At 68.3% G+C, this 26,178-nt stretch carries 16 protein-coding genes; 10 read left to right on the forward strand and 6 right to left on the reverse strand.

Going from position 1 to position 26,178, the window contains the following annotated elements; genetic code table 11:
- Window positions 1–335 precede the first annotated feature (335 nt).
- Window positions 336–2,216 carry a serine/threonine-protein kinase gene (locus ACY65G_RS04965; RefSeq protein ID WP_464996246.1) on the forward strand — a complete coding sequence of 627 codons (1,881 nt, stop codon included), beginning with the start codon at window positions 336–338 and terminating at the stop codon, window positions 2,214–2,216.
- A gap of 9 nt (window positions 2,217–2,225) precedes the next feature.
- Here the strand turns inward: ACY65G_RS04965 and ACY65G_RS04970 are convergent, their stop codons facing one another.
- Both ACY65G_RS04970 and ACY65G_RS04975 read right to left on the reverse strand, forming a co-directional pair.
- On the reverse strand, window positions 2,226–2,759 hold the full coding sequence (locus ACY65G_RS04970; RefSeq protein WP_464996247.1) for an OmpA family protein: 534 nt from the start codon (window positions 2,757–2,759) through the stop codon (window positions 2,226–2,228).
- Between the two features lie 96 nt (window positions 2,760–2,855).
- Window positions 2,856–3,614: a PP2C family protein-serine/threonine phosphatase gene (locus ACY65G_RS04975; protein WP_464996248.1), complete on the reverse strand. Its 759-nt coding sequence runs from the start codon at window positions 3,612–3,614 to the stop codon at window positions 2,856–2,858.
- Between the two features lie 1,009 nt (window positions 3,615–4,623).
- Here ACY65G_RS04975 and ACY65G_RS04980 point away from each other — a divergent pair.
- The 3 genes from ACY65G_RS04980 to ACY65G_RS04990 all read left to right on the forward strand — a co-directional run bounded on the left by ACY65G_RS04980 (window position 4,624) and on the right by ACY65G_RS04990 (window position 13,808).
- Window positions 4,624–6,315: a ShlB/FhaC/HecB family hemolysin secretion/activation protein gene (locus ACY65G_RS04980; RefSeq protein ID WP_464996249.1), complete on the forward strand. Its 1,692-nt coding sequence runs from the start codon at window positions 4,624–4,626 to the stop codon at window positions 6,313–6,315.
- Between the two features lie 52 nt (window positions 6,316–6,367).
- On the forward strand, window positions 6,368–13,390 hold the full coding sequence (locus ACY65G_RS04985; protein ID WP_464996250.1) for a YDG domain-containing protein: 7,023 nt from the start codon (window positions 6,368–6,370) through the stop codon (window positions 13,388–13,390).
- A gap of 73 nt (window positions 13,391–13,463) precedes the next feature.
- Window positions 13,464–13,808 carry a hypothetical protein gene (locus tag ACY65G_RS04990; protein WP_464996251.1) on the forward strand — a complete coding sequence of 115 codons (345 nt, stop codon included), beginning with the start codon at window positions 13,464–13,466 and terminating at the stop codon, window positions 13,806–13,808.
- 63 nt (window positions 13,809–13,871) lie between these two features.
- On the opposite strand, the gene ACY65G_RS04995 is transcribed toward ACY65G_RS04990, so the two are convergent.
- Entirely contained in the window at window positions 13,872–14,348 is a 477-nt protein-coding gene (locus ACY65G_RS04995) for a DUF2726 domain-containing protein (protein WP_464996252.1), read from the reverse strand.
- Window positions 14,349–14,414: 66 nt separating this feature from the next.
- Window positions 14,415–17,615 carry a glycoside hydrolase family 2 TIM barrel-domain containing protein gene (locus ACY65G_RS05000; protein ID WP_464996253.1) on the reverse strand — a complete coding sequence of 1,067 codons (3,201 nt, stop codon included), beginning with the start codon at window positions 17,613–17,615 and terminating at the stop codon, window positions 14,415–14,417.
- A gap of 146 nt (window positions 17,616–17,761) precedes the next feature.
- Here ACY65G_RS05000 and ACY65G_RS05005 point away from each other — a divergent pair, with 146 nt between their 5' ends.
- The 5 genes from ACY65G_RS05005 to ACY65G_RS05025 all read left to right on the forward strand — a co-directional run bounded on the left by ACY65G_RS05005 (window position 17,762) and on the right by ACY65G_RS05025 (window position 23,623).
- Complete coding sequence (locus ACY65G_RS05005; protein WP_464996254.1) at window positions 17,762–18,043, forward strand: hypothetical protein; 282 nt, start codon at window positions 17,762–17,764, stop codon at window positions 18,041–18,043.
- Between the two features lie 85 nt (window positions 18,044–18,128).
- Window positions 18,129–19,286: an acyl-CoA dehydrogenase family protein gene (locus ACY65G_RS05010; RefSeq protein WP_464996255.1), complete on the forward strand. Its 1,158-nt coding sequence runs from the start codon at window positions 18,129–18,131 to the stop codon at window positions 19,284–19,286.
- Complete coding sequence (locus ACY65G_RS05015; protein WP_464996256.1) at window positions 19,283–22,201, forward strand: response regulator; 2,919 nt, start codon at window positions 19,283–19,285, stop codon at window positions 22,199–22,201. Before ACY65G_RS05010 ends, ACY65G_RS05015 begins: the two co-directional genes overlap by 4 nt.
- Window positions 22,202–22,295: 94 nt before the next feature.
- A complete protein-coding gene (locus tag ACY65G_RS05020; protein ID WP_464996470.1) occupies window positions 22,296–22,925 on the forward strand; it encodes an MBL fold metallo-hydrolase in 630 nt (209 codons plus the stop codon).
- Between the two features lie 68 nt (window positions 22,926–22,993).
- Window positions 22,994–23,623 (forward strand): isochorismatase family protein, encoded by a 630-nt coding sequence (locus ACY65G_RS05025; RefSeq protein ID WP_464996257.1) that lies wholly within the window; start codon window positions 22,994–22,996, stop codon window positions 23,621–23,623.
- Between the two features lie 190 nt (window positions 23,624–23,813).
- Here ACY65G_RS05025 and ACY65G_RS05030 read toward each other — a convergent pair whose 3' ends face one another.
- On the reverse strand, window positions 23,814–24,998 hold the full coding sequence (locus tag ACY65G_RS05030) for a YsnF/AvaK domain-containing protein (protein WP_464996258.1): 1,185 nt from the start codon (window positions 24,996–24,998) through the stop codon (window positions 23,814–23,816).
- 19 nt (window positions 24,999–25,017) lie between these two features.
- Window positions 25,018–25,446, reverse strand: a complete 429-nt coding sequence (locus ACY65G_RS05035) for a YsnF/AvaK domain-containing protein (RefSeq protein ID WP_464996259.1) — start codon at window positions 25,444–25,446, stop codon at window positions 25,018–25,020.
- 300 nt (window positions 25,447–25,746) lie between these two features.
- Between ACY65G_RS05035 and ACY65G_RS05040 the strand changes: the two genes are divergently transcribed.
- Window positions 25,747–26,151 (forward strand): hypothetical protein, encoded by a 405-nt coding sequence (locus tag ACY65G_RS05040; RefSeq protein WP_464996260.1) that lies wholly within the window; start codon window positions 25,747–25,749, stop codon window positions 26,149–26,151.
- Window positions 26,152–26,178: the final 27 nt, after the last annotated feature.

A 26,178-nucleotide genomic window follows, 5' to 3' on the forward strand; every position in this document is an offset into this window, starting at 1 on the left:
CATCGATCTCGACGGCAAATAACGGCCTCATTCAGTTCATGACTGAATCAATTCCCGCCAGCGGAATGCGTTGCCAACAATTGAAATATCCAAGTAGAAATATGTTTATTTCCCGGGGTTTGTCCGCTCCACCAATGTAGCAAATCCGGCTGCGTGTTTTTACCCTACCTATTAATGGATGCCATTGGCGGGAAGGCGTGCTAATCTTGACGGCACCTTTGCCAGGGCGCGCGCCCCCGCGGGCAGGCCGGTCATGGAAGCGCTCCGCCAGCGAGCGCGGGCATCACGGCATGGCGTTCAAGGCATGCAGTCGAACCAATCGGAGCGCGCAGCGCATGAACCAGCCGCAAGACGACGAACACACTGTCCTGGCTTCCAGCGCCCCCGCCGGCAACGCTCCCCCACTGCCAGGGGCGGCCCATGACGACAATGCGTTGCCCGTCGGCGCACGGCTGGGCGATTTCGAGATTGCCGGCATCCTCGGCATCGGCGGATTCGGCATCGTGTACCGCGCGCACGACCATTCGCTCGACCGGGATGTCGCGCTGAAGGAATACATGCCGTCGTCGCTGGCATCGCGGTCGCAGGCGAACGTTCGCGTCACTGCGCCGCAGCACGCGGAGATGTTCCAGGCCGGCTTGCGCAGCTTCATCAACGAGGCACGCATGCTCGCCCACTTCGATCACCCGGCGCTCGTGAAGGTCTACCAGTTCTGGGAAGCGAACGGCACGGCCTACATGGTCATGCCGTGTTATCACGGCATGACCTTGAAGCAGGCCTTGCAGGCACGGTCGGCGCCGCCGGGCGAGGCCTGGCTGAAAAGGCTGCTCGCGCAACTGCTGGACGCCCTGGAATTGATCCACGAGCAGCATTGTTTCCACCGCGATATCGCCCCCGACAATATCCTCATGCTGGACGATACACGGCCCCTGCTGCTCGACTTCGGGGCCGCGCGGCGCGCCATCGAAGGCATGACACAGGCCTTCACCGTCATCCTCAAGCAGGGCTATGCACCGATCGAGCAATATGCCGACGTGCCGGGCATGCAGCAGGGAGCCTGGACCGACCTGTATGCGCTGGCCTCGGTAATACACTATGCGATCGATGGCCGGCCGCCGGTGCCCGCCGTTGCCCGCATCATTTCCGACCCGTATGTGCCGCTGGCCAGCAGGATGGCCGGCAGCTACAGCGAAGGCTTCCTGGCAGCAATCGACCGCGCGCTGGCCGTCAAGGCAGAGCAGCGCCCGCAGAGCGTTGCCGACATGCGAACGCTGCTGGGCCTGGACGACGGCGCAGCCACCGTGGCGCTGGCGCCCGCGCCGGCCGTCGCGGCACCCGGGCCGACCGTCGCCACGCCGGCCGCGCCGCCCGACACTGCTTCCTTGCCGTCGTCACCGCCTTTCCCACCGCCGGCTGCGACATCGCACACGCCACCGCCCGCGTCGCCGTCGCCGGCCTTGCCCTTGCCGCACACGGCCACGCAAGCCCGACGCGCCTCGCCGCGCGCGCCGGTCTACGCCGGGGTTGCCGCGGTCGCGCTGGCCGTGGCGGGTGGCGCCTATTACATGCTCGACGCGAACGCGCCCGCACCTGCGCAGCCCGCGGCAAGGGCCGATCCGGCGCCGCCGTTTGCGAGCCGGGAAGCGCCATCACCCGGCATGCAGCCCACGGCCACGCCGGGCGGCGCCTTCGAACCGGTCACCGCGCTCGACGACATCATTGCCGGTGCCAGCACCGATCGCACCGTGACCGTCCGGGTCGACAAACCGCGGGTGCGGATCGGGGTGGACGCGCTGGAATTCTCGGTCCGGTCATCGCACGCGGGTTATATGTACGTGTACATGGTGGGCAGCGACCGCAACAATTTCTGGCTGCTGTTTCCCAATGCGATCGACCGCGACAACACGATCGCTGCCGGCGCAACGCGTGACATGCCCGGTTCGGCACGCGGCACGGGCCGGTGGCGTCTGGAAACGAGCGGTCCGCCCGGGACCGACCACCTGGTCGTGATGGTATCGGATGCGCCGCGGCGCTTCGACAGCGCCGGCCTCGTTCCCGGCGAGGCGTTCGCGGAGTTTCCCATCGCGCGCGCAGCGCAGCTGCAGCGTGCGCATACCGGGAAAACGCCGCTGTTCGCCGGCGTGCCCGACTGCCCCGCGGCCTGCTCCGGTGCCTACGGTGCCGCCGCGTTCGCGGTCGAGGAAGTCGAGCGTTAGGCCGAAGGGTTATTTCGACAGGTTGACGACCGTGACGCGCCGGTTCTCCGCGGCGATCGGATTGGCCTTGTTCATCAGCTCCCGGTCCCCCTTGCCCACGGCCTCGAGCCGCGCGGTATCGATCTTGCCGTTCCCGACCAGGTAATCGCGCACCGATTCGGCACGGGCCCTGGACAATGCCAGGTTGCCCTCCGGCGTGCCGCGTGGATCGGCATGGCCTTCGATGGCAAAACGGAAACTTGCCAGCTTCTCGGAAGCAAGCGCTTCGCGCAGCACGTCGAGCGAGCGGCGGGCCGCGGAGGTCAGCGTGGTGGAATTGGTTTCAAAGGTGATCAGCAACGATGCGCTGGCCGGCTTCGCATGACCGCCGGCATCGTCGTCGCGCGTCACCCGCAGGCTGCGCATGCGCACCGGCTTTTCCGGCGTCAGCGCATCGACCAGTGCCTTTTCCGTCACCTGCCCCTCCGCCAGCACCGGCGCCTCCTGCCCCAGCACGGGCAATGCCGCCAGCAGGCTGGCGGCTACCAAGATACGTCCCTTCATGTCGCGCTCCTTGTGACTACTCGCTACGTGGAAAGCTGTTTTCCCTGCCGCCGCACCGGCCGCCGTGACCGGCGGCCGGTGCGGCGCATGGCAGGCTCATCCCAGCACTGTCGTACATGGATCGGTGCAGGCAAGCGCCAGCGCCGAATAGTTATCCTGCCCCGGGCGGCCGCGCTCCCTGACCAGTTGCTCGAGCCGGGCCAGCCACGTGTCGGGGTCGGCGAAGGCGGCCAGGTGCCGCTCCATGTCGGCTTCGGCCACGTATTCCCAGAATCCGTCGGTGCACAGCAGGAAGCGGTCGCCATCGCGCACGTGCAAGGGCGACGCCGCGATGCACGGTTCGGGTGGATCGGTATCGCCCATCGCGGCCAGCAACGCATTGCGGTGCGGCGAACCGCGCAGCTCGCCCTGCGCCAGGTAGCCCGCATCGACCATCGTCTGCAGGACCGAATGGTCCTTTGTCTGCAACAGGGTGGCATTGCCCCGGAAACAATACAGGCGGCTGTCGCCCACGTGGGCCCAGATCGCGCTGGCATTCCTGGTATCGACCGCGAGCACCACGAGCGTGGCCCGCATGCCAGCGAGCACGGGACGCTTCCGCTGCTCGTCCAGCAGGCTGTCGTGAGCGGCGCGCATCGCGCCGAGCACATTGGCGGAAGTGGGATGCGGATGGCGCTGAAAGCAGGCCAGCATCTGGCGCACGACGAGACGCGATGCAATGTCGCCGCCCACGTGGCCGCCGAGGCCATCGGAAAGCACGCCGAACCAGCAATCGGGGCCAGCCCAGAAACCATAGGCATCTTCGTTGACCGCCCGGCCGCCAGGATTGGAAAGCACGGAAACACGCAGATCCATGTGGAGCCCATCCGCAAACGCATCGCAAACGCATCGCAAACGCATCGCAATCGCATCGCAATCGCATCGCAATTGGCCGCAATCCGGTCGCAATCCAATTCAATCCGACGGGGACGCTCGTCCGTCACTATTACCTTCTCACCGCCCGCGGAAAAAAGTCGGCGAAAAGACGCAGGCACGAGAAAATTCGCGTATCGCGCTCAGCAATTAACCGCGCCGTCATCACGCAGTTATCAAAATAATATTCCGATTCTAGCGATGGCGTTCGGACGTGGCAAGGAATTCCTGCCTGTTGCAGCGGCACCACGCGAGGTTATCTGGCATCGCTTTGGACTATACTGAATTTACACTTTTGTCGATCGCGCGGGCACTTCACGGGCGCATCCTCCAGCATTTACGAGACCGTCTTCCCTAGCGAGATGAACCGGGCCATGAACTGAGCCATGAACTGAGCCAATGAACTGAGCCATAACCCGATTCATAAACTGAGCCATTACCCGGGGCATACAACCGAGCCATAAACCGAGCCATTAACTGAGCCATAAACCGAGCCATAAACGGGGCCATAAACGGGGCTATAAACGGAGCATAAACTGAGCAATGGGCCTGGTCGCGAGCCTGGCCATGGGCCAGGGCATCGATTTGGCTACGATTTGGCTACGATTTGGCTATCTATATTGCTTTGCAATTCGCACGTTATCCGGTCGATAATCGGTGACCACGTTTTTTGCGTTGGCATGTTCACGAACAATTTGCGCGGCACATCCGCAGCGTAGATTGGCGAAACGGGGACTGTGCATCGAAAGGCCTTCTGGAAACGTGTTGCATACGTCATTGCAGGGCACCGGCCATGCAATGCTGGCTGCAATGCCGGGATAACAATCCTGTCACCAGGCCGCGCGGGCCACCCAGGGCCGCGGCGGCGGCTCGCCAACCGCGCCAACCGAGGCTAACCGTGACCGACAGCGGCAATCCCTGCCGGCATGTACCGCACGAACGAGGAGGAACAATGGTCATCCGCTTGCGTCGCCTGGTCATGCTCCTCGCCCGCGTCCTCCCCCCGGCAACGCCGGCACCCACCGCTCCCCCGCGGATCACGGGCCTGCACCGGCAGGCGGGCTATTGCATTGCCATCGGCCTGCAGGTGGGCACGGCGTTCGCACAGGCGCCGGCCGCTCCCGTGGGCCCGCCACCTGCCACCACCGTGCATGGCGTGCGGGTGGAAGGCAATACCCTGCTTCCGGAGCGCACGATGGGAGAGCTCACGGCGGGGCTGGCCGGCACCGGGCGCACCATGGCCGAACTGGCGGCGCTGGCGGCGCGCGTGCAGGACGCCTACCGGGATGCCGGCTATGGCGGGGTCGTTGCCTACCTGCCCGAACAGGATATTTCCACGGGCAATATCGTGATCCGCGTCGTCGAGGGAAAACTGGCGACCGTGCGGGTGACGGGCAACAAGTACTTTGATGCGGGTAATGTCCGTGCCGGCTTGCCGAGCCTGCGGGAGGGCGCGACCCCGAGGGTCGGCGATGTCGATCGCGACATCCAGCTCAGCAACGACAATCCGGCAAAAAACGTGAAGGTCACGTTGACGGCCGGTGCGCGGCCCGGCGACATCGATGCCGACGTGGCAGTGACCGACACCGACCCGCTCCAGTATCTCGTCGGCTACAGCAACACGGGCAACCGCAGCACCGGCCGGCACCGGGTCAGCGTGGGCATCCAGCATGCGAACCTGTTCGGCCGGGACCACGTGGGCACGCTGCAATACCAGACCTCGCCCGAGGATCCGGGGCGCGTGAAAATCTTCAGCGCCGGCTACCGCGTTCCGCTGTATGCGCGCGCCGCGTCGCTCGATGCGTTCGTGGCGCACTCCAGCGTGAGCAACGGCACCACGATCACGCCGGCCGGGCCGCTGTCGTTCACGGGCCGGGGCACGGTGGTCGGCCTGCGCGTCAACCGCAATCTCGAACGGATCGGCGAGTACGACCACCACGTCACACTGGGCATCGACTGGCGCGACTACGAGGACGACTGCTCGATCGGCGACTTCGGCCCGGCCGGCTGCGGTTCCGCGGCGGTCGATGTCTCCACCGTGCCCGTCAGCGTTTCCTATACGGGCCAGCTACAGGGGCCGCGGCTGGCGTTCGGCGTCAGCGCGGGGCTGTCGGTCAATACCGGGGGCAGTTCGCGCCCCACGTTCGACGCGGCGCGGCCCGGCGCCCCGCGCACGTATGCGATCGCCAGGGCGTCCGGCTTCGTCGACCGCGCATGGACGGCGCGGTTCTCCGTCAATGGCCGCCTCGACATGCAATACAGCCCGCACGCGCTGATTTCCGGCGAGCGGTTCGGTATCGGCGGGGCCAACAGCGTGCGCGGCTATGCGGAGCGGGAAATGGCCGGCGATACGGGCTTCCTCGTGCGTGTCGAAGGCGCGCCGGCACCGATCGACGTGGCGAACGGCGTGCGCGTGCGGCCCTACCTGTTCGTGGACCACGGCCGCATCGTGAACCACCGCGGCCTGCCCTGCCGCGGTACCGGTGAAACGTCGTGCAAGCTGACCGGAGCGGGCATCGGCGTGCGCCTCGGCCTGGGCCGGAAAGCCAGTGCCAGCCTGGATATCGGCCGGGCGCTGGAACGCGGCATCAACACATCGCCGGGAGACGTGCGGGGCCATGTCTCGCTCAATCTCGTTTTTTGACGGACCTGACTGTTCCGCATCCATCGCCAGCCAGCGCCACGGGGAGTTCATCATGAAGCAATCGATCGGTACCTTGGCTGCCGGCAGCGCAGCGCGGCCAGCCGGCAACGATAGCGGCGCGCGGCACCACGCATGCGCGCCGGCATGCCGGCCAGCCCGGCTCCGCCGGCATGCCATCGCGGCCGCCATCGCCGCGACATTCGGCACCGTGGCCGCCTGCGTCGCCATTCCGGCAGCGGCGCAGTTGCCGAGCGGCGGCGCCGTCGTGCACGGCAGCGCCGCCATCGCCGCCGATGGCGGCCGCATGACGGTCACGAACAGCCCGAACGCGGTGCTGAACTGGCAGTCGTTTTCCGTGGGCGCGCGCAACAGCGTGCACTTCGCGCAGCAAAGCGCCGCCAGCCAGGTATTGAACCGCGTGGTGGGCAACGATCCGTCGGCCATCCTGGGCAGCCTGTCGTCGAATGGCGGCGTGTGGCTGGTCAATCCGCACGGCGTGCTGTTCGGCAGCAATGCCCGCATCGACGTGGGCGGCCTCGTCGCCTCCACGCTGCCGCTGACGAACGACGATTTCCTGGCCGGGCGGTTCCGCTTCGACAGCGGCGCCCTGCCCGGCGGCCAGGTGCTGAACCAGGGCGAGATCCGCACCAGCTTCGGCGGCCGCGTGTGGCTCATGGGCGACTCGGTGCGCAACGAGGGCCTAGTCCACAGCCCGGAGGGCCACATCGTGCTGGCCGCCGGCAGGAGCATCGAACTGGTCGACTCGGGCATGCCGAACGTCACCGTGCGCGTCACCGCGCCCGGCAACGAGGCCGTCAACCTGGGGACGCTGCTGGCGTCCGGCCGCGGCAGCATCGACGTGCACGGCGGCATCGTCAACCAGCAGGGCATCGTCCGTGCCGACAGCATCGGCACGGACGATGCGGGACGCGTCGTCATGAAGGCAGGCACGGACCTGCACCTGGGCGCCGCCAGCCAGACCAGCGCCGCCGCGGCCGGTACCGGAGCGGGCGGCCAGGTGGTGGCGCAATCGGCCGCCGGGGCCACGCTGGTACAGGGGGCGGTGTCCGCCACCAGCGGCGGCGGCAAGGGTGGGCGCATCCACCTGCTGGGCGAGCAGGTGGGCGTGTACGGCAACGCGCTGGTCGATGCTTCCGGCGCCACCGGCGCGGACGAGATCCTGGTGGGCGGCAGCTACGGGGGCGCCGACGCCGCCGTGCAGAACGCGGCGGCGACCTACCTCGGCCAGGGCGCATCGATCCGGGCGAATGCCACGGCCACCGGCAATGGCGGCAAGGTCATCCTGTGGGCCGACCGCGCCACGCGCGCGTTCGGCACGATCGCGGCGCACGGCGGAAAGCAAGGCGGCAACGGCGGGTTCGTCGAAACATCGGGCCGCTACCTCGACGCGCAGCCGAAGGCGATCGACGTCACGGCGAGCCATGGCGCGCCGGGCACGTGGCTGCTCGATCCCGGCAACATCACGATCACCGACGGTTGCTGTTCGTCCGGCGTCGTGGAATCCGGCGACCAGGCCAATTTCGCCATGACATCGAGCCAGGACAATACGGTCATCGCCGCCGGCAGCATCGTCCAGGCGCTGCAGACCCGGGCCAACGTGGTCGTGCGCACTGGCGCAGGGGGCAATACGACCCAGGAAGGCAACATCACCGTGGCCGGCGACATCGCGGTACAGGGCAACGCCGCCGGCGTGTCGCTCACGCTGGAAGCCCACAACGACATTACCCTGAACCCCGGTGTGCGGATCGTGGCCGGCACCACGCCCCTGCAACTGAACCTGACCGCGGACAGCGACGGCAACAATACGGGTGCCATCACGTTGAACCAGGGCGCGCGGATCACCACGCGCGATGGCGGCATCGTGATGAACGCGGCCAATGGCGGCGGGAACGACGGCATCGCCATCGCAGGCGGCATCCTCGATGCCGGATTCGGCATCGTCGGCATGAATGCGAACAGGGTCGAGATCAGCGACGCCGGATCGGTGACCGGGGGAGGCATCGGCATCGTCAGCAATGTCATCGACGTCACAGGATCGACCCTGGCGGCAACCGCGACCAGCATCAACCTGACAGCCAGAACGTCCGCCATCGCGAACCGGGTCACGCTGACCGGCAGCAGGCTGTCCGCCCTCTCGCCGAATGGGCCGCTGGGCGTCATCGACATCGGCACGGGCACGCTCGTTCTGGACAATGCCATTGTGGAAGGCAGCGGCAAGGTCCAGCTTGCATCGACGGTCGCCGCCACGATCGGCGGCAGCGAAGTGCTGGGCAGCGAACTCGCGACCACGGCCGGCGAACTCGCCTTGCGCGATTCCCGGCTTGCCGCGAGCCTGGGAGCCGCCGACATCGATGCCTCGGTCATCGAGATCGCCGACAACAGCGAAGTCACCGGCAGGAGCGTCTCGGTCGACGCCACCGGCAGTGTCGATGTCACCAACGCGCGCCTCGCCGCGACGGATGGCGCCAGCACCATCGGTGGCACCAGCGTGCGCGTCACGCAAGGCAGCGCCATCACCGGCGCGGCTGTCAGGGTCGATGCCACGGAACTCGACGTCGGCAACTCCCGGCTTGTCGCGTCCGCCAACGACGTCGACCTGGATGCCGGCACGGTGAACATCGGCGCCGACAGCGAAATATCGGGGCGCAGCGTTTCCATCGTGGCCGGCGCACTGGACGTTGCCGGCTCCCGCGTCACGGCGTCGGGCGGCCGCATCCTCTTGACCCAGGGTGAAGGACAGGCCGACGGCACGGTCACGCTGTCGAACGCCAGCCTGGACGCCGGCTCCGCATCCGTCCAGGGCGCCGGGGGGATCGACATCCTGACCGGCGCGGTGGACATGGTCGATACGGACGTGACAGCAAGCGGCAACCTCACCATCTCTGCCGAAGAGACGTCCATCGACAATGCCGGCAGCGAGGCGGACATCCGCGCGGCGGGGCTCGACATCTTCTCGGACACCACGGTGCTCGACGACGTCGACGTGGTCGCGTCCCGCGCGGGCGATGCCGTCGTCATCCGGACGGGCAGCCTGGTCAACCGGGGCAGCCGGTTCGCTGCGCTGGCCGGCCGCTGGCTGGTCTACCTCGGCCCCGGCCAGCAGGGATTTCCCGCCGCGGACCTGGGCGGACTCGACTACACTTTCGTGCAGGTGGACGCAAGCGACGCGAGCCCGGTCGTTTCCGGGATCGGCGCCCACGGCATCATGATGGCCGACCCGCTGCACATCGAGGTCGGGGTCGATGCCTCGCGTCCGTACGACAGGACACTGCGGGCCACGTTCTCGCAGGCGCTGTCGCACGATGCGGGCACGGGCATCAGGGTGCTGCGCCCCGAAGGCAGCGCCGTCGCCAACGGCGCGTTCGAAGACTGGAATGCGGGCACCGGCAAGCCCGTGATCTTCCAGACCGAAGGGGGCTACTTCGACATTTCCGCCGCCAACGGCAGCCCCGTGTATCGGGCCACGCAATCCTACGTGGCCGACATCACCCCCAGGGATGTCACCCTGTCCGGCCTGGCGGTGGTGCCGAAGGTGTACGACGCCACGCGCACGGCCACGCTGACCGGCACGCCCGTCGGCATCATCGAAGGCGACAACGTCACGGTCAATGGCGCCACCGGCCTGTTCGACGACAAGAACGCGGGCGTGGACAAGCCCGTGGTCGTGACGGGTGGCGCATTGGCCGGCCCGGCCGCCGCCAACTACCGGGTGACCGGCGGCGGCGCCGCCGTGGGTACCATCACCCGCCGCCCGATCACCCTGGCAGGCGTCACGGCCGCCGACAAGGTCTATGACGGCGGCGTGGCCGCCACGCTGGCGGGCTCGCTGTCCGGGGCTCTGCCCGGCGACGACCTGTCGCTGGCCGGCGCCAGCGGTGCGTTCGCCGACAGGAACGCCGGTGCCGACAAGCCCGTCACCGTGACGGGCGGCGCGCTGGCGGGCGTGGACGCGCCGAACTACCTGCTCGATGCGGAATATGTCACGAGCGCCACCATCGCGCGGCGGCCCATCACCACGGCAGGCATCACGGCGAACGACAAGGTCTACGACGGCACGCGGGCAGCCGCGCTGGACGGCGCGCTGTCGGCCATGCTCCCCGGCGACATCGTTTCGCTGGAAGGCGCCACGGGCCAGTTCGCCGACAGGAACGCCGCGACCGGCAAGCCCGTCACGATCACGGGCGGCGTGCTCGCCGGCGCGGATGCGGGCAATTACGTGCTGGCGGCCGGGCATGTTCCGCTGGCCGCCATCACGCCGCGGCCCATCGGCGCCCTCGGCATCACGGCCGCCGACAAAGTCTATGACGGCACGCGCATCGCCAGCATTGCCGGCACGCTGGAAGAAGCGCTCGAGGGCGACGATGTCGCGCTGGCCGGCGCCACGGGCCTGTTCGACACGAAAGACGCGGGGACCGGCAAGACCGTCGTGATCACCGGCGGCACGCTGGCCGGGGCCGACGCCGGCAACTACACCGTCGGCGCCGGCGCCAGCACCACCGCCAGCATCGCGCCCAGGCCGATCTCGGCCACGGGCATCACCGCCGCCGACAAGGTGTATGACGGCACGCGGATTGCCGCGCTGACGGGCTCGCTGTCCGAAGCGCTGGGCGGCGACGACGTATCGCTCGACGGCGCCACGGGGCTGTTCGACGACAGGCACGCGGGGGTCGACAAACCCGTCGCCATCTCGGCAGGCTCGCTGGCGGGCCGCGATGCCGGCAACTACGTGCTGGATGGCGGACATGCGGCCACGGCCACGATCACGCCGAAACCGATTGCCGCCACCGGCATCACCGCCGTGGACAGGGTCTATGACGGTACGCGCGTGGCCACGCTCGCGGGCGCGCTGTCGGAAGCCATCCCCGGCGATGCCGTGACGCTGGGCGGCGCCACCGGCGTGTTCGACACGAAAAACGCGGGCACGGGCAAGTCGGTGATCGTGACGGGTGGCGCGCTGGCCGGCGCCGATGCCGCCAATTACACGCTGTCGGGCAGCCATGCCACCACGGCGTCGATCGCCCCGCGGCCCATCGACGTTACCGGCATCGCGGCCCTCGACAAGGTCTACGATGGCGGCACGGATGCCACCCTGACGGGCGCGCTCGCGGGCGCGATCGATGGCGATGTCGTGGCTCTGGTCGGGGCCACCGGCCGGTTCGACAGCAAGAACGTGGGCGGCGACAAGGTGGTTGCCGTGACGGGCGGTGCGCTGGCAGGGCCCGACGCCGCCAACTACATCCTGGCGACCGGCGGCACGGCCCGCGCCGCCATCGCGCCGCGGCCGGTCGACATCGGCCTCGCCGGACAGGTCGTGAAGGAATACGATGCCGGTACCGCCGCCAGCCTGGGTGCCGGCCAGTTCGTGCTGAATGGCGCGATCGCGGGCGACGCGGTGGTTGTCGCCGGCCCGGCGCAGGGCAGCTTCGATTCGGCCAGTGTCGGCCAGGGCAAGACCGTCAGCGTGACCGGGGTGTTCCAGATTTCGGGCGCCGATGCGTTCAACTACCGTGTGGGGCCCGTGGGGCCGGCGGGTTCGGCTGGCGGCACCGCCACGGTCACGGCGACCGTCACCGGCAGCATCGGCACGATCACGCCCGCCACGCTGTTCTACACGGCGGCGCCGGTGGTGCGCGATCCCGGCATGCCCCTCGACGGCCTGACGGGAACCGTGACCGGCTTCAAGGGTGCCGACACCCTCGCTTCCGCCACCAGCGGAGTATTGGTTTGGCAAGCCACCGGCACGCAGGTGCCTCCCGGCCTGTATCCGGTGCTGGGTTCCGGGCTGTCCGCGCTGAACTATGTGCTGGTGCAGGCACCCGGCAACGCCGTTGCCCTGGAAGTGACGGCCGGCGCCTCGCCCGCCAGCCCGCCGCAGCAGGCACAGGAAAGCAGCACGGCGGCGATCGCCGCCGCGCTGGCGTCGGCGCTGCCGCGGATCGACCCGCCCCGCGCCGGCAGCGGCGTGCTCGACCTGGTCAATCCCGCCGTCGGCCGCACCTATGGCGCCGTGCGCATCGGCGCGATGTCGCAGGATGAACTGACCCGGATGATCGCCCAGCGGCGCGATTTCAAGCGCAAGCTGTTCGCCGACGCGATCTACAAGCTCGAGCTCGACGCCAGCCTGGCGGATGTGCAGCCCTGCACCACGGTCATCGAGGCAAGCTCCGGCGCCTGCCGCATCACGCCAAACCAGCTCAACCTGATCCAGGCGGACACGCGGCTGGCCGCGCTGGCGACCGGAACGGTCAGCACGGCGGGCACGTCGGCGGCCGGCGCCACGGGCAGCTCGGCCGGGTCGGCGCCGGTCGCGGCCGCGCGCGCGGCCACGGCGCACGTGCCGCAGATCCAGCGCAAGATCGCCGTGCTGTTCGGCATCAACGACTATGCCGACAAGACCATTCCTCCGCTGGAAAACGCGGTGCCGGACGTCGATGCCGTCTCGGCGCTGCTGGCGGACAAGCTGGGCTACGACGTGCGCGTGGTCCGCAATCCCGCCAAGGCCGACATCATCCGCACGCTGAACCAGCTGTCGGTCGAGGTCAACGATGCCGACAGCGTCGTCATCTATTACGCCGGCCATGGCTTCTCGCTGGAGAAGAACGGCGCCGGCTACTGGCTGCCGGCCGATGCGCAGGCGAGCGAGCCCAGCCGGTGGATCTCCAACGGCGACGTGGCCAGGCTGCTGTCGGGCATCCGTTCCAGCCAGATGGTGCTGATCTCGGACAGCTGCTATTCCGGCGCATTCGCGCGCGACGGCATGGAGGCCGTGGGCCGCGACGTCACGCCCGAAGGCGTGCTGGCCAAGCGCTCCGTGGTGGTGATTTCCTCGGGCGGTGACGAACCGGTGGCCGACGAAGGCAAGGCCGGCCATTCCATCTTCGCGTGGAACCTGATGGAAGCGATGCGCTCCGTATCGGCATGGAAACCCGGCAGCACCGTGTTCACCGACGTGCAGGCAGGTGTCAGGAAGGAATTCCCGCAAACGCCGAAGTATGGTTCGGTCACCGCGGCGGGGCACCAGGCCGGTGGGGATTACCTGTTCGAATTGCGCTGAGCCATCCACCGCCAACGGGCGGAACGCCCGAGAATGCGCGCCCCGTCCCGCGTCGACCTGCTATGCTTCGCCCATGACTACCGATTCCGATATTGAACTGTCCGGCCCGTTCCAGGCCACCGACAGCAGCGGCCGCGCGCATGACGTGAAGGCCATCCGCATCTTCGACGAAGGCTACGGCATCATCGATGTCTATGTCGACTTCGCGAAACCGCTCGATGGCGGCCACAAGGACACCGTGCTGCTGCGGCAGATCGTCGAGCGCCTGCGCACGCTGGGCTATAAAGGCCCCGATTTCGGGCTCAGCGATGCTGGCTTGCAAGAGAGCAAGCTGATCGTGCTGGAAGCCCCCGAGGAATTTGCCGCGTTCGCCAAGAGCCGTGGCTGGAAGAACCTGGCCGAAGAGTTCGACGAATAAGGCCGTTGCGCGGGTTGCACGCAAGACCGCCAACCGACGCGTGCCCGCGCGCCTGGCGGCGGCCTACTCCTGGTCGTCCGACAAGACGATCGACCTGATCGTGCCCACCGAGGGTTTCGCGCGCGATTCGAACCTGATCGTCCGGATGCCCCCTTGCGCCAGGCGCCTGTCCCGCAAATCGTCCCTCGCGCGATCGTGCGTCCGGTCATCGAGCTCCACCACCGCGACCACCTCGCATTGCCTGTCGCAAATCACGTAGTCGACACGCTGCTGCGCCACGCGCAAACGGTCCCTGTGCCATGCCTCGTCGTTCGCGCTCGCAGGTTCGATCAACGCGGACATCGCCACCTGGGGGAAAACATAGTGCTGCGGCAGTGCCCTGACAAGGCGACCGAAGAATTCGAGCTCGTTCGGCGTCATCAGGGGCCGCTCGCGATACCATCCTTCGATGGCCTGCCTGCGGCGCCGCATGGCCAGCCATGCCACGACAGCAACTGCCAACGCCACGACTACCAGCGTCAGCGGAATGTCCAATCTCATACAAACGTGTCCATGCAAAATCAAGGACGCGCATCTTAGCCTGTGTCGCCGCGGGGAACCAGTCCTTTACTCGAACCGGAACGCCAGGCTGCCCTGATATGTGCCCTTTGCAACGGGCCATGCCGCCGACGGGCCCAGCACCTCGGTGCCGCTGAATTTCTCGCCGATGGCGGGAATGGCATGCAGCCACGACAGGTCCCCGGCCGGGAATTCCACCGTCGTGTTCGCATGCGAGATGCGCGGCGTGCCGACCCGCAGGTAACCGTCCGGCCCGCCGGCCGTGACGAGCAGTATCCCGGCCGCGGTGTCCAGCCGCGCCCAGCGCACGCCCGCGAAGAAGCCCTGCGATTCGGGGTAACGGAACGTTTCGCCCGGCTGCTGGTCGAACCGGGCCACGTCGTGTACGCCCAGCCACGTGCCCTGGAGGCGGTTTTTCCACACGCGATATGGCCCCTCGCCCAGCCAGCGCATCGAGCGCAGCGCGCTTTCCGGATGGTCGAACGTCACGCCGTGGTACTGCACCGTACCGTCGAGCCGGTACACGTAGTCGAGGCGCAGCGTGCCGTCGGCCTGCAGCGTCCAGCGCACCCGGTCGAATCCGGTAGCATTGCCGGCACCGTTGCTTGCACCGTTGTTCGCACCGTCGTCCGCACCCTGGCGCGCTTCCAGCCAGGCGCCCGGCTCGCCGGCGGCACCAGGCGCGGTACCGGTCGTGACGGCAGCCTTCCCGCCATCCACCGCCGGGAAGCGCTGCGCGGCATGCCCCAGCCGCACGCTGCCGAACGACAGCGGCTCGCCGTGCTCGTCCACCGGCGGCGACACGCGCACCGCCAGCACGCGCTGCGGCGGGAAGCGGTATTCGGTTCCATCGGAACGGCGGCGCGAAGCGTCGAACAGCGTCTTCCAGTGTTCGCCGTCCGGGCTGATCTCCAGTTTGAAACGGGCATAGGCGGTCTTCCTGTCCGGGTCGGGCGCGATGTCGATGACGCTGGCCACGCGCGGGGCGGCCAGCCGGCGGACATGGCTGGCGGCATCCTCGCTGGCAAACGGCAGCCACGCCACGGTCTCGCCCATGGCCGGACGGGCAAACGCCAGGCGCGGGCCGTTGGCCAGCGCCGACTCGCGCTCGCCGTTGCGCAGCGACAGCAACCGGCCGTTACCGTCGAAGCTTGCGCTCACGGCGCCCGCCACCAGCCGGTAGCCACTGGCGGATTGCTCGACACGGGGTTGCACGGCGCCCGTGTCCGGGGGCGCTACCCGCGCCGCCGGCGCCTTCGGGGCCGGTACCGGATACGTCCACGTCCATAACTGGCCGCCATCCGGACCCGTGGCCGTCACTTCCAGCGCGTCGGCGCCATGGCCGCGCCAGTTCGCCGGCAGGCGCAGGTCGACGGTGCCGCTGCCGCGCGCGGCAACGACCGGCCCGCGCACCGCGCCGCGCGCCAGTACCCGCACACCGGCCTGCGGCGCATCGGGGCCGGGAAAGCGCACCAGGCGCCAGCCGAAGCGCACCTTGTCCAGGCCATGGAAGTCGTACCGGTTGTCGACCTGCAGCCGGCCGTCGAAGCGTTCGTCCAGCACGGCGGCCCCCAGCTGCACGGGCGACCAGATGTGCCGCACGGCGTGGTAGCTGCCTTCCTTCTCGTGGCCGGGTCCGACGATGCCGTCCGGGCCATACGTGCCGTACGGGTCCACGCGGCCCCCCTGGTCCGTGCGCACCACGCCCTCGTCGTTCAGCGCCCAGATCACGCCGCCCACGCCGAACGGCGACGCCATCATCGCGCACCAGTAGTCGTCCAGGCTCGCCGCGCCGCCGCCGTCGTACAGGGCGTGCATGAACTCGGTGGGCATGAACAGGTTCGGGCCTTGCAGCCGCTCGTTCAGCAGCTTCCAGTTCGGGTAATGCTTGGTATCGAGGTCGCCGAAGATCGCCCACGGGTGGATGACGGGCCGCCGCTGCGGATCGTAGGCGTGGTAGTCGCCGTCCAGATCGAGGTTGAAGCCGCCTTCATTGCCGTTGGCCCAGAACAGGATGCTGGGATGGTTCACGTCGCGCGGCACCATTTCCTTCACGAGCTTGCGGCCGATCGCCGTGCCATGCGCCGCCTGCCAGCCGGACAGCTCGTCGATCACGTACAGCCCCAGTTCGTCGGCCGCTGCCAGGAACGCCGGGTCCGGCGGATAGTGCGACATGCGCGCCGTGTTCATGTTCATCGACTTGATCAGGCGCGCATCGGCGACATTGTCCTCGGGGTCGAGCGCGCGGCCCGTCGCCGGCCGGAAGCTGTGCCGGTTCACGCCCTTGATGACGATCTTGCGGCCGTTCAGGTACAGGCCATCGCCCTTGCGCACCTCGAACGTGCGAAAGCCGAACCGCTCGGTCGTGGTGTGCAGCGCCTTCCCGTCCCGGCGCAGTACCAGCCGCAGCGAATACAGGTTCGGCGTTTCGGCCGACCACAGGCGCGGCTGGGCGATCGTCGCGGCCAGCCGCAGCGGGGTATCGCCGGTGCTGTCGCCGCCGATGGCGCCACCGAATGGTTTTCCGACAGGCTTGCCGGCCGCGTCAAGCACCTGCGCTTCGACGACGGTGCCGGCCGCCGGCCGGGCCAGCGTCACCAGCGCCGCCAGGGTGCCGTCGGCGCGGGCATCGATGGCGGTGTGCGCGATCGCCTGCGCGGGCGCGGCCTCCAGCCAGACCGGCCGGAAGATCCCGCCGAACACCCAGTAGTCGCCGCGCCGCTCGGCCTTGTCCGTCAGCGGGTCGGCCGCGCGCTTGCTCACGTCCACTTCCAGCAGGTTCGCGGCATCGGGCGAAAAGCTCACCAGCTTCGTGATGTCATGGCTGAACCGGTAAAAGCCGCCGACATGGGGTTCTCCGGCCGGCACACCATTCACGCGCACGGCCGTTTCGGTCATCGCGCCCTCGAACACGAGCCTGATCGTGCGGCCGCGCCAGGCCGGCGGTATGGCGAACCTGAGCCGGTACTGGCCCTGTTCCGTGTGGCGCTTGTCGCCTTCGCCGTAATCGTAGCCGCCGAAGCCCTGCAATTCCCAGTTCGAGGGCACCGGGATCGTGCTCCATGCGCCGGCGCGGCGGCCTTCCGTGACCCGGAATTCCCACGGCACGGCCGTTTTCGGGCCGGTGCCGGACAGGTAGCGCACTTCGGTGACGGGGGCGGCGGCGAGCGGCGACGCGGCAAGCGCGGTCCCCGTGGCCAGTAGCGTGACGGCGCCCAGGGCGGCCAGGAACTTCGTTTGCAGGGGCATGGGATCGTCGAAGGAGTGCGGACCGCGCCAGCATAGCGCGATCGCGCGGGCCCGGGGGCCGCCGCCGCCATTCGCTCATCATCATGCGCGCGCCCGGCCCGGCAGGATTCGGCTACGCTGCGAGCGAATCGACAGGAAGAGAAACCATGCCGGACCAACAATGGAATTATGACGCGGTGACGGCCAGTGCGCTGCGCACCATCACCGAGATCGCCACCGAAGCGCGCCGCGCCGAGGGGCAGCAGGCCGAGCCGCACTGGGCCATGGCACACGGCGTGCTGCGCTGCTGGTGCGACCTGGTGGGCAAGGCGGCCCGCGACGAAGACCGGGCCATGCTCGAACAGCTGTTCGAAGGCATGCCGCTGCCGCCGGACAGTGACGCCGGCGGCTGGCACTTCACGTCGGTGCTGGTGCTGCCGCGCCGCTGAGGGCGAGGGAGCGCCGGGACGGCATCGTGCGCGAGTCCCACGGGTCCATCGCCTATACTGGCCCCTTGCGCACCACGAAGCCGCCATGATCTTTCCGAACGAACTCGAGCAACTCGTCAGCCTCACCCGCGACATCGTCGCCAGCGACGTGGCGCCGCGCGCCGCCGCGGTCGACGAGCATTGCACATGGCCAGCCGCGTCGATGGAAGCGTTCGCCGGCGCGGGCCTGCTGGGCCTGCAGGTGCCGGCGGCGCTGGGCGGCCACGGCCAGGGCCTGCTGGCGCTGGCCGCCGTCAGTGCCGAGATCGCCCGCGCCTGCCCCTCCTCTTCGCTGTGCTTCGGCATGCATTGCGTGGGCACGGCCGTCATCGCCGCCAAGGCCACCGAGGACCAGCAGGAACGCTACCTGCGCCCCATCGCGGCGGGGCGCCATATCACCACGCTGGCCCTGTCCGAAGCGGGCACCGGCGCCCATTTCTATTTGCCCGAAACGCAGCTGGTGAAGAACGCCGCCGGCTACACCGTCAACGGCACGAAGCAGTTCGTGACGAACGGCAGCCATGCCGATTCCTATGTCGTGTCGACGCTGGCCAGCGACGGCAGCGCGGCCGGCGGCGATTTCAGCTGCCTAGTGGTGGACCGCGACACGCCCGGCATGTGCTGGCGGGGAGACTGGGCGGGTTTCGGCATGCGCGGCAACTCGTCGCGCGCGCTGGCGCTCGACGGCGTGCAGGTGCCCGCGGCCAACCTGCTGGGCGCCGAGGGCGACCAGGTCTGGTATGTCTTCGAGGTGGTGGCGCCGTTCTTCCTGATGGCGATGGCCGGCACCTACCTCGGCGTGGCGCAATCGGCGCTGGAGGCCGCCGGCGCGCACCTGTACAACCGGCGCTACGCGCACTCGGGCACCGCGCTGCGCGACGTCGAAACGCTGCAGACCCGCTACGCGAAAATGTGGATCGCGTACCAGAAGACGCGCGCCCTCGTGTTCGAAGCGGCGGCGCGGGGCGACGCCGGCGATCCGGACGCATTGCCCTTCCTCCTGGCCAGCAAGGCCGACGCGGGCGAGACGGCGATCGCGCTGGCCGGCGATGCGATGACGATCTGCGGCGGTGCCGCGTACCGCGACAACAGCCGGGTCGCGCAGATGCTGCGCGATGCCCGCGCCAGCCACGTGATGTCGCCCACGACCGATCTGCTGCATCTCTGGGCGGGCCGCGCGCTGCTCGGCATGCCGCTGTTATGAGACCGGCGGCCGAAGCGCGCGCGCTGCTGGTCGGCGACGCGCCGCCGCGGGAACTGGTCGCCACCCTGGAACAGGCGGGCATCGCTTCCGTCCACGCGACGCCGGCCGACGCGCCGGCGGCGCTGTCCGCCGCAGTGCAGGATGGCCATCCACCGGCGGTCTGCGTGGTGATGGCCTGCAATGACGCACTCGGGCTGGTGCGCGACCTGCGGCGCCGCTGGGCGGGCGGCGTGCTGCTGGCATGTCCGGCGGACCGGCTGGCCGACCTGCGCCGCCAGCTCGGCTACACGCCGATGCTGGGCCCCAACGTGACCGTGCTGGCCGAGAACGATCCCGGGCTGACCGGCGAGATCGTCAAGGCGGTGCAGGCGCAAGTGCGCAGCTGGCGGTTACGCACCACGCTACAGCGCGCCAACGCCGGGCTCTCTCCCGTCAGAAGCGCGGGGGACATCGCGGCGGGCGGCACGGTGGCCGGCAGCTTCCACCGCCTCGCCAGCGCGGAACGCTACCTGACGCGCTTCCTGGAAAAATCGGCCGAGGCGATCGCCGGCCTCGATCCGCAGGACCGGGTGCTGTACTGGAACGACGCCGCGGCGCGCCTGCTTGGCCTGTCGGCTCGCGAGGCGCGCGGCCGCAGCCCGCGCGAACTGCCGTTCTGGAACGCGGACGTGCAGCGCGCACTGGCCGACCTGCATGGCGGCGCCGAACATGCGGTGGCCGAGGTGCACGGCGGGCCGGATGCGCCGGGCACCGTACCGCCGGCGATCGTGCTGCCTGTCCCTGTGCTCGAGGTGGCCCTGTCCGCCATTACCGACGAACACGGCAGGTATGCCGGCGCGATGCTGCTGCTGCGCGATGTGTCGGAACGCCATCGCCAGCTGGCGATCGAGCGTTCGCGCAGCATCGAGGCGCTGTCCGTCGCCAACAGCCGGTACCGCCACCTGGCCACGCTGTTCGACCGGGCGCCGGGCTTCCTGTCCGTCACGCGCGGGCCGGATCATGTGTTCGAGCTGGCCAACCGCGCCTACCTGGCCACGTTCGGCAGCCGCGCCCTGCTCGACCGCTCGATGCACGATGCGTTTCCCGAGTTGCGCGACCAGGCGTTCATGCGGCAGCGCGACGAGGTGTATCGCACGGGCAAGCCCTACGTCGGCCGCGACGTGCCGGTCACCGTGCGCCCGCGGCCGGACGGCGAATCCGTCCAACGCTACCTCGATTTCGTCTACCAGCCGCTGACGGGCAAGGACGGCCGCGTGTGGGGCATCTTCTGCCAGGGCAACGACGTGACCGAGCAAAAACGCATGCGCGACCAGTTGCTGGCCCACCAGAACGACCTGGAGCGGCTGGTCGCGGAACGCACGGCCGAGCTGCAAAGCGCCCAGGCCGCGCTGCACCATGCGCAGAAGCTCGAAGCGATCGGCAAGCTGACCGGCGGCGTGGCCCATGACTTCAACAACATCCTGCAGATCCTGCGCGCCAACCTGGAACTGCTCGCGCAGGCACCCGCCATGGCCGGTGCCGGCAACGCCGGCAGGCGCATGGACAGCGCGATGCTGGCGGTGGACCGCGGCACCAAGCTCACGGCGCAGTTGCTGGCCTTCGCGCGCCGCCAGCCATTGCGCCCGGAGCCGGTGGACCTGGCCGTCGTGGTGCGCGGCGTCGACGACCTGCTGCGCCGCGCGCTCGGCGAAGCGATCGACATCGATACGGTCGTCGAAGCCGGCCTGTGGGCCACGCTCGCGGACCGCACGCAGATGGAGAACGTGCTGCTCAACCTGGCCATCAACGCGCGCGATGCGATGGCGGGCGCCGGCCGCCTGACGATCGAGCTGACCAACGTGGAGCTCGATCCCGATTACGCGGCACGGCAGGAAGACCTGCGCCCGGGGCAATACGTGATGCTGGCCGTGTCCGACACGGGCCAGGGCATGGCGCCCGACGTGCTGGCACGGGCCGTGGAACCATTCTTCACGACGAAGCCGGAAGGCGAAGGCACGGGCCTGGGCCTCAGCATGGCCTATGGCTTCATGAAGCAGAGCGGCGGCCACCTGAAACTCTACAGCGAACCCGGCAAGGGTACGTCCGTGAAGCTGTTCCTGCCGCGCACGCTGCAGGCGCCGCTTGCGCCGGTCGAACCTGCCGATGTGGCCGTGCGCGGCGGCCATGAAACGGTGCTCGTCGTCGAGGACGATGCCGATGTGCGCGTCGTCGTGACCGATACGCTGGGCAAGCTTGGTTACACCGTGCTGCAGGCCGCGCACCCGGAAGCCGCGCTCGCCGTGCTGCAAAGCGGCGCGCCGATCGACCTGCTGTTTACCGACGTCGTCATGCCCGGCAAGCTGCGCAGCCCCGAACTGGCGCGCCTGGCCACCACGCTGCTGCCCGGGATCGCCGTGCTGTTCACTTCCGGCTATACCCAGAATGCGATCGTGCACGCGGGCCGGCTCGATCCGGGCGTCGAGCTGCTGAGCAAGCCCTACAGCCGGCAGCAGCTGGCACTGCGCGTGCGGCAGGTGCTGGACCGCCGGCCTGCCGCCACCGCCGCGCCGGCCGCCGAGCCCGTGCTTGAGCCCGCGACGCCGGCACGGCCCCGGGTGCTGGTCGTGGAAGACAACACGGATGGACGCGAGCTGCTGTGCGAGATGCTCGGCCTGCTCGGCTGCGATGCCACGGGAGCCGGCAGCGCCGAGGAGGCGCTGGCGCTGCTGGCCGCGGCGGACATCCTGCTGACCGATATCAGCCTGCCCGGCATGTCCGGCATCGACCTGGCGCGGCAGGCCCACCGCGATCATCCGCGGCTGCGCATCGTCTTCGCCAGCGGCGCAACGCCGCCGGCCGTGGATTTCCCTTCGGCGGCGATCCGCAAGCCGTTCTCGATGGCACAGCTAGAAGAAATCATCAGAGGCGGCGGCTGAAACCAGGGCACTCCTGCCGGGACCTGTGGCGGTTTCGCCAGGCCGTCCGGAGTGCTGCCAAGCGCCCCATGGCTGAACCAGCGCAGGCCTGCCACTGCCCGCGAAGGACATCATGAGCGGCGTGGACGCGGTGATCGTCACCCATACCCACCTCGACCACTGGGACGGCGGCGACCACCAGTTCATTCCGAAAGCGATGCCGCTGTTTGTCCAGCACGAAGCCGACGCCAAGGTGATCCGCGGCCAGGGTTATACCGATGTCCGCATCATGACCGACAGCACCGCGTTCGAAGGCGTGCGCCTGACCAGGACTGGCGGCCGGCATGGTACCGAAGCGATGTACAGCAAGAAGCCGCTGGGCGACATGCTGGGCGAGGCAATGGGTGTCGTGTTCCAGGCACCGGGCGCCAGGACCGTGTATATCGTGGGCGACACGATATGGAACGCCACAGTCGATGGCACGCTGGCCAGGTTCAAGCCCGACGTAATCATCCTCAACACCGGCGACGCCCGCGTGAAGGGCTACACCGGCGCCATCATCATGGGCAAGGACGACGTGCTGCACGCCTGGCAGGCCATGCCCAACGCGAGCATCGTCGCCACCCACATGGATGCCATCAACCACATGACGCTGAGCCGCAAGGAACTGCGCGACCACGTGAACGAGCACAAGATCGGCGACCGCGTACGCATTCCTGCCGATGGCGAGGTAGTGAAGTTCTGAACACGCTTCTTCCTACCGGATCCGATGTCTGCGACACCCAGCAAGCAAACTTTAAAATGCAGAATGCCATGACCACGCCACGCCGAGCCCTGATCGTCATCGACGTCCAGCAGGAATATTTCGCGGGACAGCTGCCAATCCGATATCCCGCCCGTGAGGCGTCCGTCGTGCGCATGCGGGAGGCGATCGACGCCGCCATGAATGCAGAGGTCCCGATCGTGCTGGTGCAGCACGAACTGCCGACCGGCGCCCCGGTCTTCGGCTCGGGATCGGCCACCTTCCGGAACCATCCCGACATTGCCGTGTATGAGGGCAAGGCAGCCAGGCGTATCGGCAAGCAGTTCGGCAGCGTCTTCGCCGGCACTGACCTCGACGCCTGGCTACGCGACCGGGGCATCGATACGATCACCCTCGTCGGGTACATGACCAACAACTGCGTACTCTCTTCCGCAGTCGATGCCGAGCCCCGCGGCTTTACCGTCGAGGTCCTCTCGGATGCGACCGGGGCAATCGACCTGGCCAACGAGGCGGGGCGCGCATCCGCCAGACAGGTCCATGAAACCCTCATGGTCCTCCTTCACTCGAACTGGGCCGCAGTCGCCGACGTCGACACCTGGATCACCGCACTGCAGGCCGGCGCGCCGCTGGGCAAGAGCAATCTCGTCGCGTCAGCCGCTCAAGGCCGTAACCTACCCTGACGCATCGATGAGGGGCCGCCTGCGCCGTCGGTATTGTTGCCTCAGCGGCGTTGGCGAACGGTTCCGTTCACTCACAGGCTCGGATGACAGCGACAGCCAAAAAGCGGCGCCAAACAAAAGGCAGTGCCGGCGCCCATTGCGCCGGCACTGCCCCTGTCACATCGGTACCGCGTGGATGTTGACTATAGCGTTACTGCGTGATGCGTTCCCAGCCATGGCGCACGGCGGACTTGAATTTCTCCCAGCCCGATTGCGGATAGCGCGTTTCCCAGCTGCTGCGCAGGCCCGATTCGGACTCGTCCCACGAACCGCCATAGGTGCCGGCGGAGCGCATCGCGGCGCCGTAGCGATACGCTGGCGCGTAATCGTCATAGGTGCCGCCGGCGTTGGCGAAGTTGCTCGTCCAGTGGCTGCGGTAGTAATCCTCGTCCTCGGTGCTGCCCAGTTGCTCGACATCGACCTCGGTGTGGCGCACGGTATCGCTGATCTGGTCGGTGCGCTGCGTGACTTCCTTGCCAACGACGACTTCCTCGACTACGCGGGCCGTTTTCTGCACGACGGCTTCCTCGGCGCTTTCGCGCAGCTCGAACGAGGTTTCCTGGAACGCGCCCACCTGCGACGGGTCGATCGGGCGATCCACCGGGCGGCGTTCCACGTTCACGTGCTCTTCACGCAGGCTCACGCTTTCCTGCACCGGCGTTTCGACGGTGCGCTGGTAGATGCGCACGCCGCCGCGCTGCACGGTGCGCTTGCCCACCCGCAGTTCTTCCTGCACCACCGGGATCACCTGCGATTCCGTTTCGGCACGCTGCAGCGAGCCGGCATCGCCGACGCCCTGCACCGAACCCTGGGTGCCGGCCAGCGAAACGCCCTGCGTGCCCGACACCGTGGTGCCGCCGGACAGCGAGCTGCCCTGCCAGCTGTCGCTCTGCTGCGAAGCGCCCAGCAGCGCGCCACCGCCGGTGCGTGCGGCGGCCGGATTCCAGCCGCCCGCTTCCCATTGCGAACGCTGCTCGTCGATGTCGATCGGGCCGAAGCGCTCGATAATGTCGGCGGCGCGTTCCACTTCATCCTGCGTGGGGGTCTGCACGGTCAGCACCACATTGCCGCGATTGACGGCTTCGCCATAGACAGCGCGGTCGTCGTCGTCGTCGCCGAACATGTTGCCGAAGAAGTTCTTGATGCTGTCGCCAATCGAGTGCTCGCCGGTGGCGCTGCTGCCCGTGGCGGTGGTCGCCGTGGAGGCATCGGCCGTGGACGAGCTGCTGGCGTTGAGGTGGACCGACCCGGCGGCAATGCCCGAGCTGATCAGTTCGTCGCGTGCCCGTTCAGCGTCGGCACGGTTATCGAAAACGGCTGCTAGCGTATGGCTCATGATGGCTTTCTCCTATGTTTCAGGTTGGTCGGGGGAGTTCGTCCCGCGGGGTTTCGTCGAACGCCTCGACCTGCACGTCCTCCACCCGCAGCGGCACGGTTTCCCTGTATTCCTGCTGCTTGCGTACCCGCGTGATGCGAATTTCTTCCTTGATTCGGAAGCGTTTTTCGATCACCAGGATCTCTTCGAGCACCGGCACCACGAGCACGTCGCCTTCGTAGCGCGACGGCGGCGCTTCCGCCACCACGCGGTCAACGGCAACGCGCTGCACATCGAGTTCCTCGTGCCACAGCGCCTCGCGGATCTCCGCGTGCTCCTCGGTCACGTTGCGGGTGACGCGCACGCCCCGCCCCGTGTCCACGACATGCGTTGTGACCGCGAGTTCTTCACGGATCACGGGGACAGCAACGGCCGCCCCGGTTTCGATGGTTTCCGGTGGTTTGTTCATGGACAAAAAGTCTACGTTAATTAGTCCCGGGGCGGCGTTCCCTTGCCTGTCAGCACAATCGCCGGCGCTTCCGGTACCCTGCAGGCATGGCATTTGCGCAGGACAAGCGGGCACAAGTGGCATGGGGCGAGACATTTTCGCCACGATAAGGGACTTTGCCTCGCGCACCGGAGGCCCTGCCCTTTTCAAACGGCGGCGCGCCGGTTAGGCTTGGCTCCGGCGCCCCTCCCGGCTGGGCCGCCGCCGTTCTGAAGCCGGGCAAACCCGCGTGCCCCCGGGCACACCAAGAGTCACACAACGATGCAGGAATTTCGCAAGGACGATCTGACCGCCAAAAAGGTCGAGACCGCGATGGTTTTCAGGGAAATGCTGGGCAGCGACGATGCGCGCGCGTATCTGCGCGCACAGAACGTGCCGCCGCCCGTCATCGACCGGGTGCTCGCCTGCGACCCGACGCGCAACGGCGCTGCGGAAGCCTCCGCGAGGTCCGCCACGGCGCCACTGCCCGACCTGCACAACGCCTTTTATTGCCACTCGGGCCGTCGTCGCGACACGGTCAAGGCGGCGGTCGTGCAGGCCGCGCTGACCATCGACAGGGAGCTGGGGCGCGAAAGGGCGGAAAACCTGCTGCGCCGGGAAGGCCTGGCGGACGAGGTCATCGTCCGTCTGTTTGCGGCGGACGGAGTCCGCCGGCGCACCCGCTAGCGTTGCATGTCGTGCGCGTTGTACGTT

Source organism: Pseudoduganella sp. jia 12 (genome assembly GCF_055502675.1).

What these genes read in the sequence shown, in the direction of transcription:
- ACY65G_RS04965 (WP_464996246.1), top strand. Translation starts at nt 336, where the DNA reads ATGAACCAGCCGCAAGACGACGAACACACTGTCCTGGCTTCCAGCGCC.
- ACY65G_RS04970 (WP_464996247.1), bottom strand. Translation starts at nt 2,759, where the DNA reads ATGAAGGGACGTATCTTGGTAGCCGCCAGCCTGCTGGCGGCATTGCCC.
- ACY65G_RS04975 (WP_464996248.1), bottom strand. Translation starts at nt 3,614, where the DNA reads ATGGATCTGCGTGTTTCCGTGCTTTCCAATCCTGGCGGCCGGGCGGTC.
- ACY65G_RS04980 (WP_464996249.1), top strand. Translation starts at nt 4,624, where the DNA reads ATGGTCATCCGCTTGCGTCGCCTGGTCATGCTCCTCGCCCGCGTCCTC.
- ACY65G_RS04985 (WP_464996250.1), top strand. Translation starts at nt 6,368, where the DNA reads ATGAAGCAATCGATCGGTACCTTGGCTGCCGGCAGCGCAGCGCGGCCA.
- ACY65G_RS04990 (WP_464996251.1), top strand. Translation starts at nt 13,464, where the DNA reads ATGACTACCGATTCCGATATTGAACTGTCCGGCCCGTTCCAGGCCACC.
- ACY65G_RS04995 (WP_464996252.1), bottom strand. Translation starts at nt 14,348, where the DNA reads ATGAGATTGGACATTCCGCTGACGCTGGTAGTCGTGGCGTTGGCAGTT.
- ACY65G_RS05000 (WP_464996253.1), bottom strand. Translation starts at nt 17,615, where the DNA reads ATGCCCCTGCAAACGAAGTTCCTGGCCGCCCTGGGCGCCGTCACGCTA.
- ACY65G_RS05005 (WP_464996254.1), top strand. Translation starts at nt 17,762, where the DNA reads ATGCCGGACCAACAATGGAATTATGACGCGGTGACGGCCAGTGCGCTG.
- ACY65G_RS05010 (WP_464996255.1), top strand. Translation starts at nt 18,129, where the DNA reads ATGATCTTTCCGAACGAACTCGAGCAACTCGTCAGCCTCACCCGCGAC.
- ACY65G_RS05015 (WP_464996256.1), top strand. Translation starts at nt 19,283, where the DNA reads ATGAGACCGGCGGCCGAAGCGCGCGCGCTGCTGGTCGGCGACGCGCCG.
- ACY65G_RS05025 (WP_464996257.1), top strand. Translation starts at nt 22,994, where the DNA reads ATGACCACGCCACGCCGAGCCCTGATCGTCATCGACGTCCAGCAGGAA.
- ACY65G_RS05030 (WP_464996258.1), bottom strand. Translation starts at nt 24,998, where the DNA reads ATGAGCCATACGCTAGCAGCCGTTTTCGATAACCGTGCCGACGCTGAA.
- ACY65G_RS05035 (WP_464996259.1), bottom strand. Translation starts at nt 25,446, where the DNA reads ATGAACAAACCACCGGAAACCATCGAAACCGGGGCGGCCGTTGCTGTC.
- ACY65G_RS05040 (WP_464996260.1), top strand. Translation starts at nt 25,747, where the DNA reads ATGCAGGAATTTCGCAAGGACGATCTGACCGCCAAAAAGGTCGAGACC.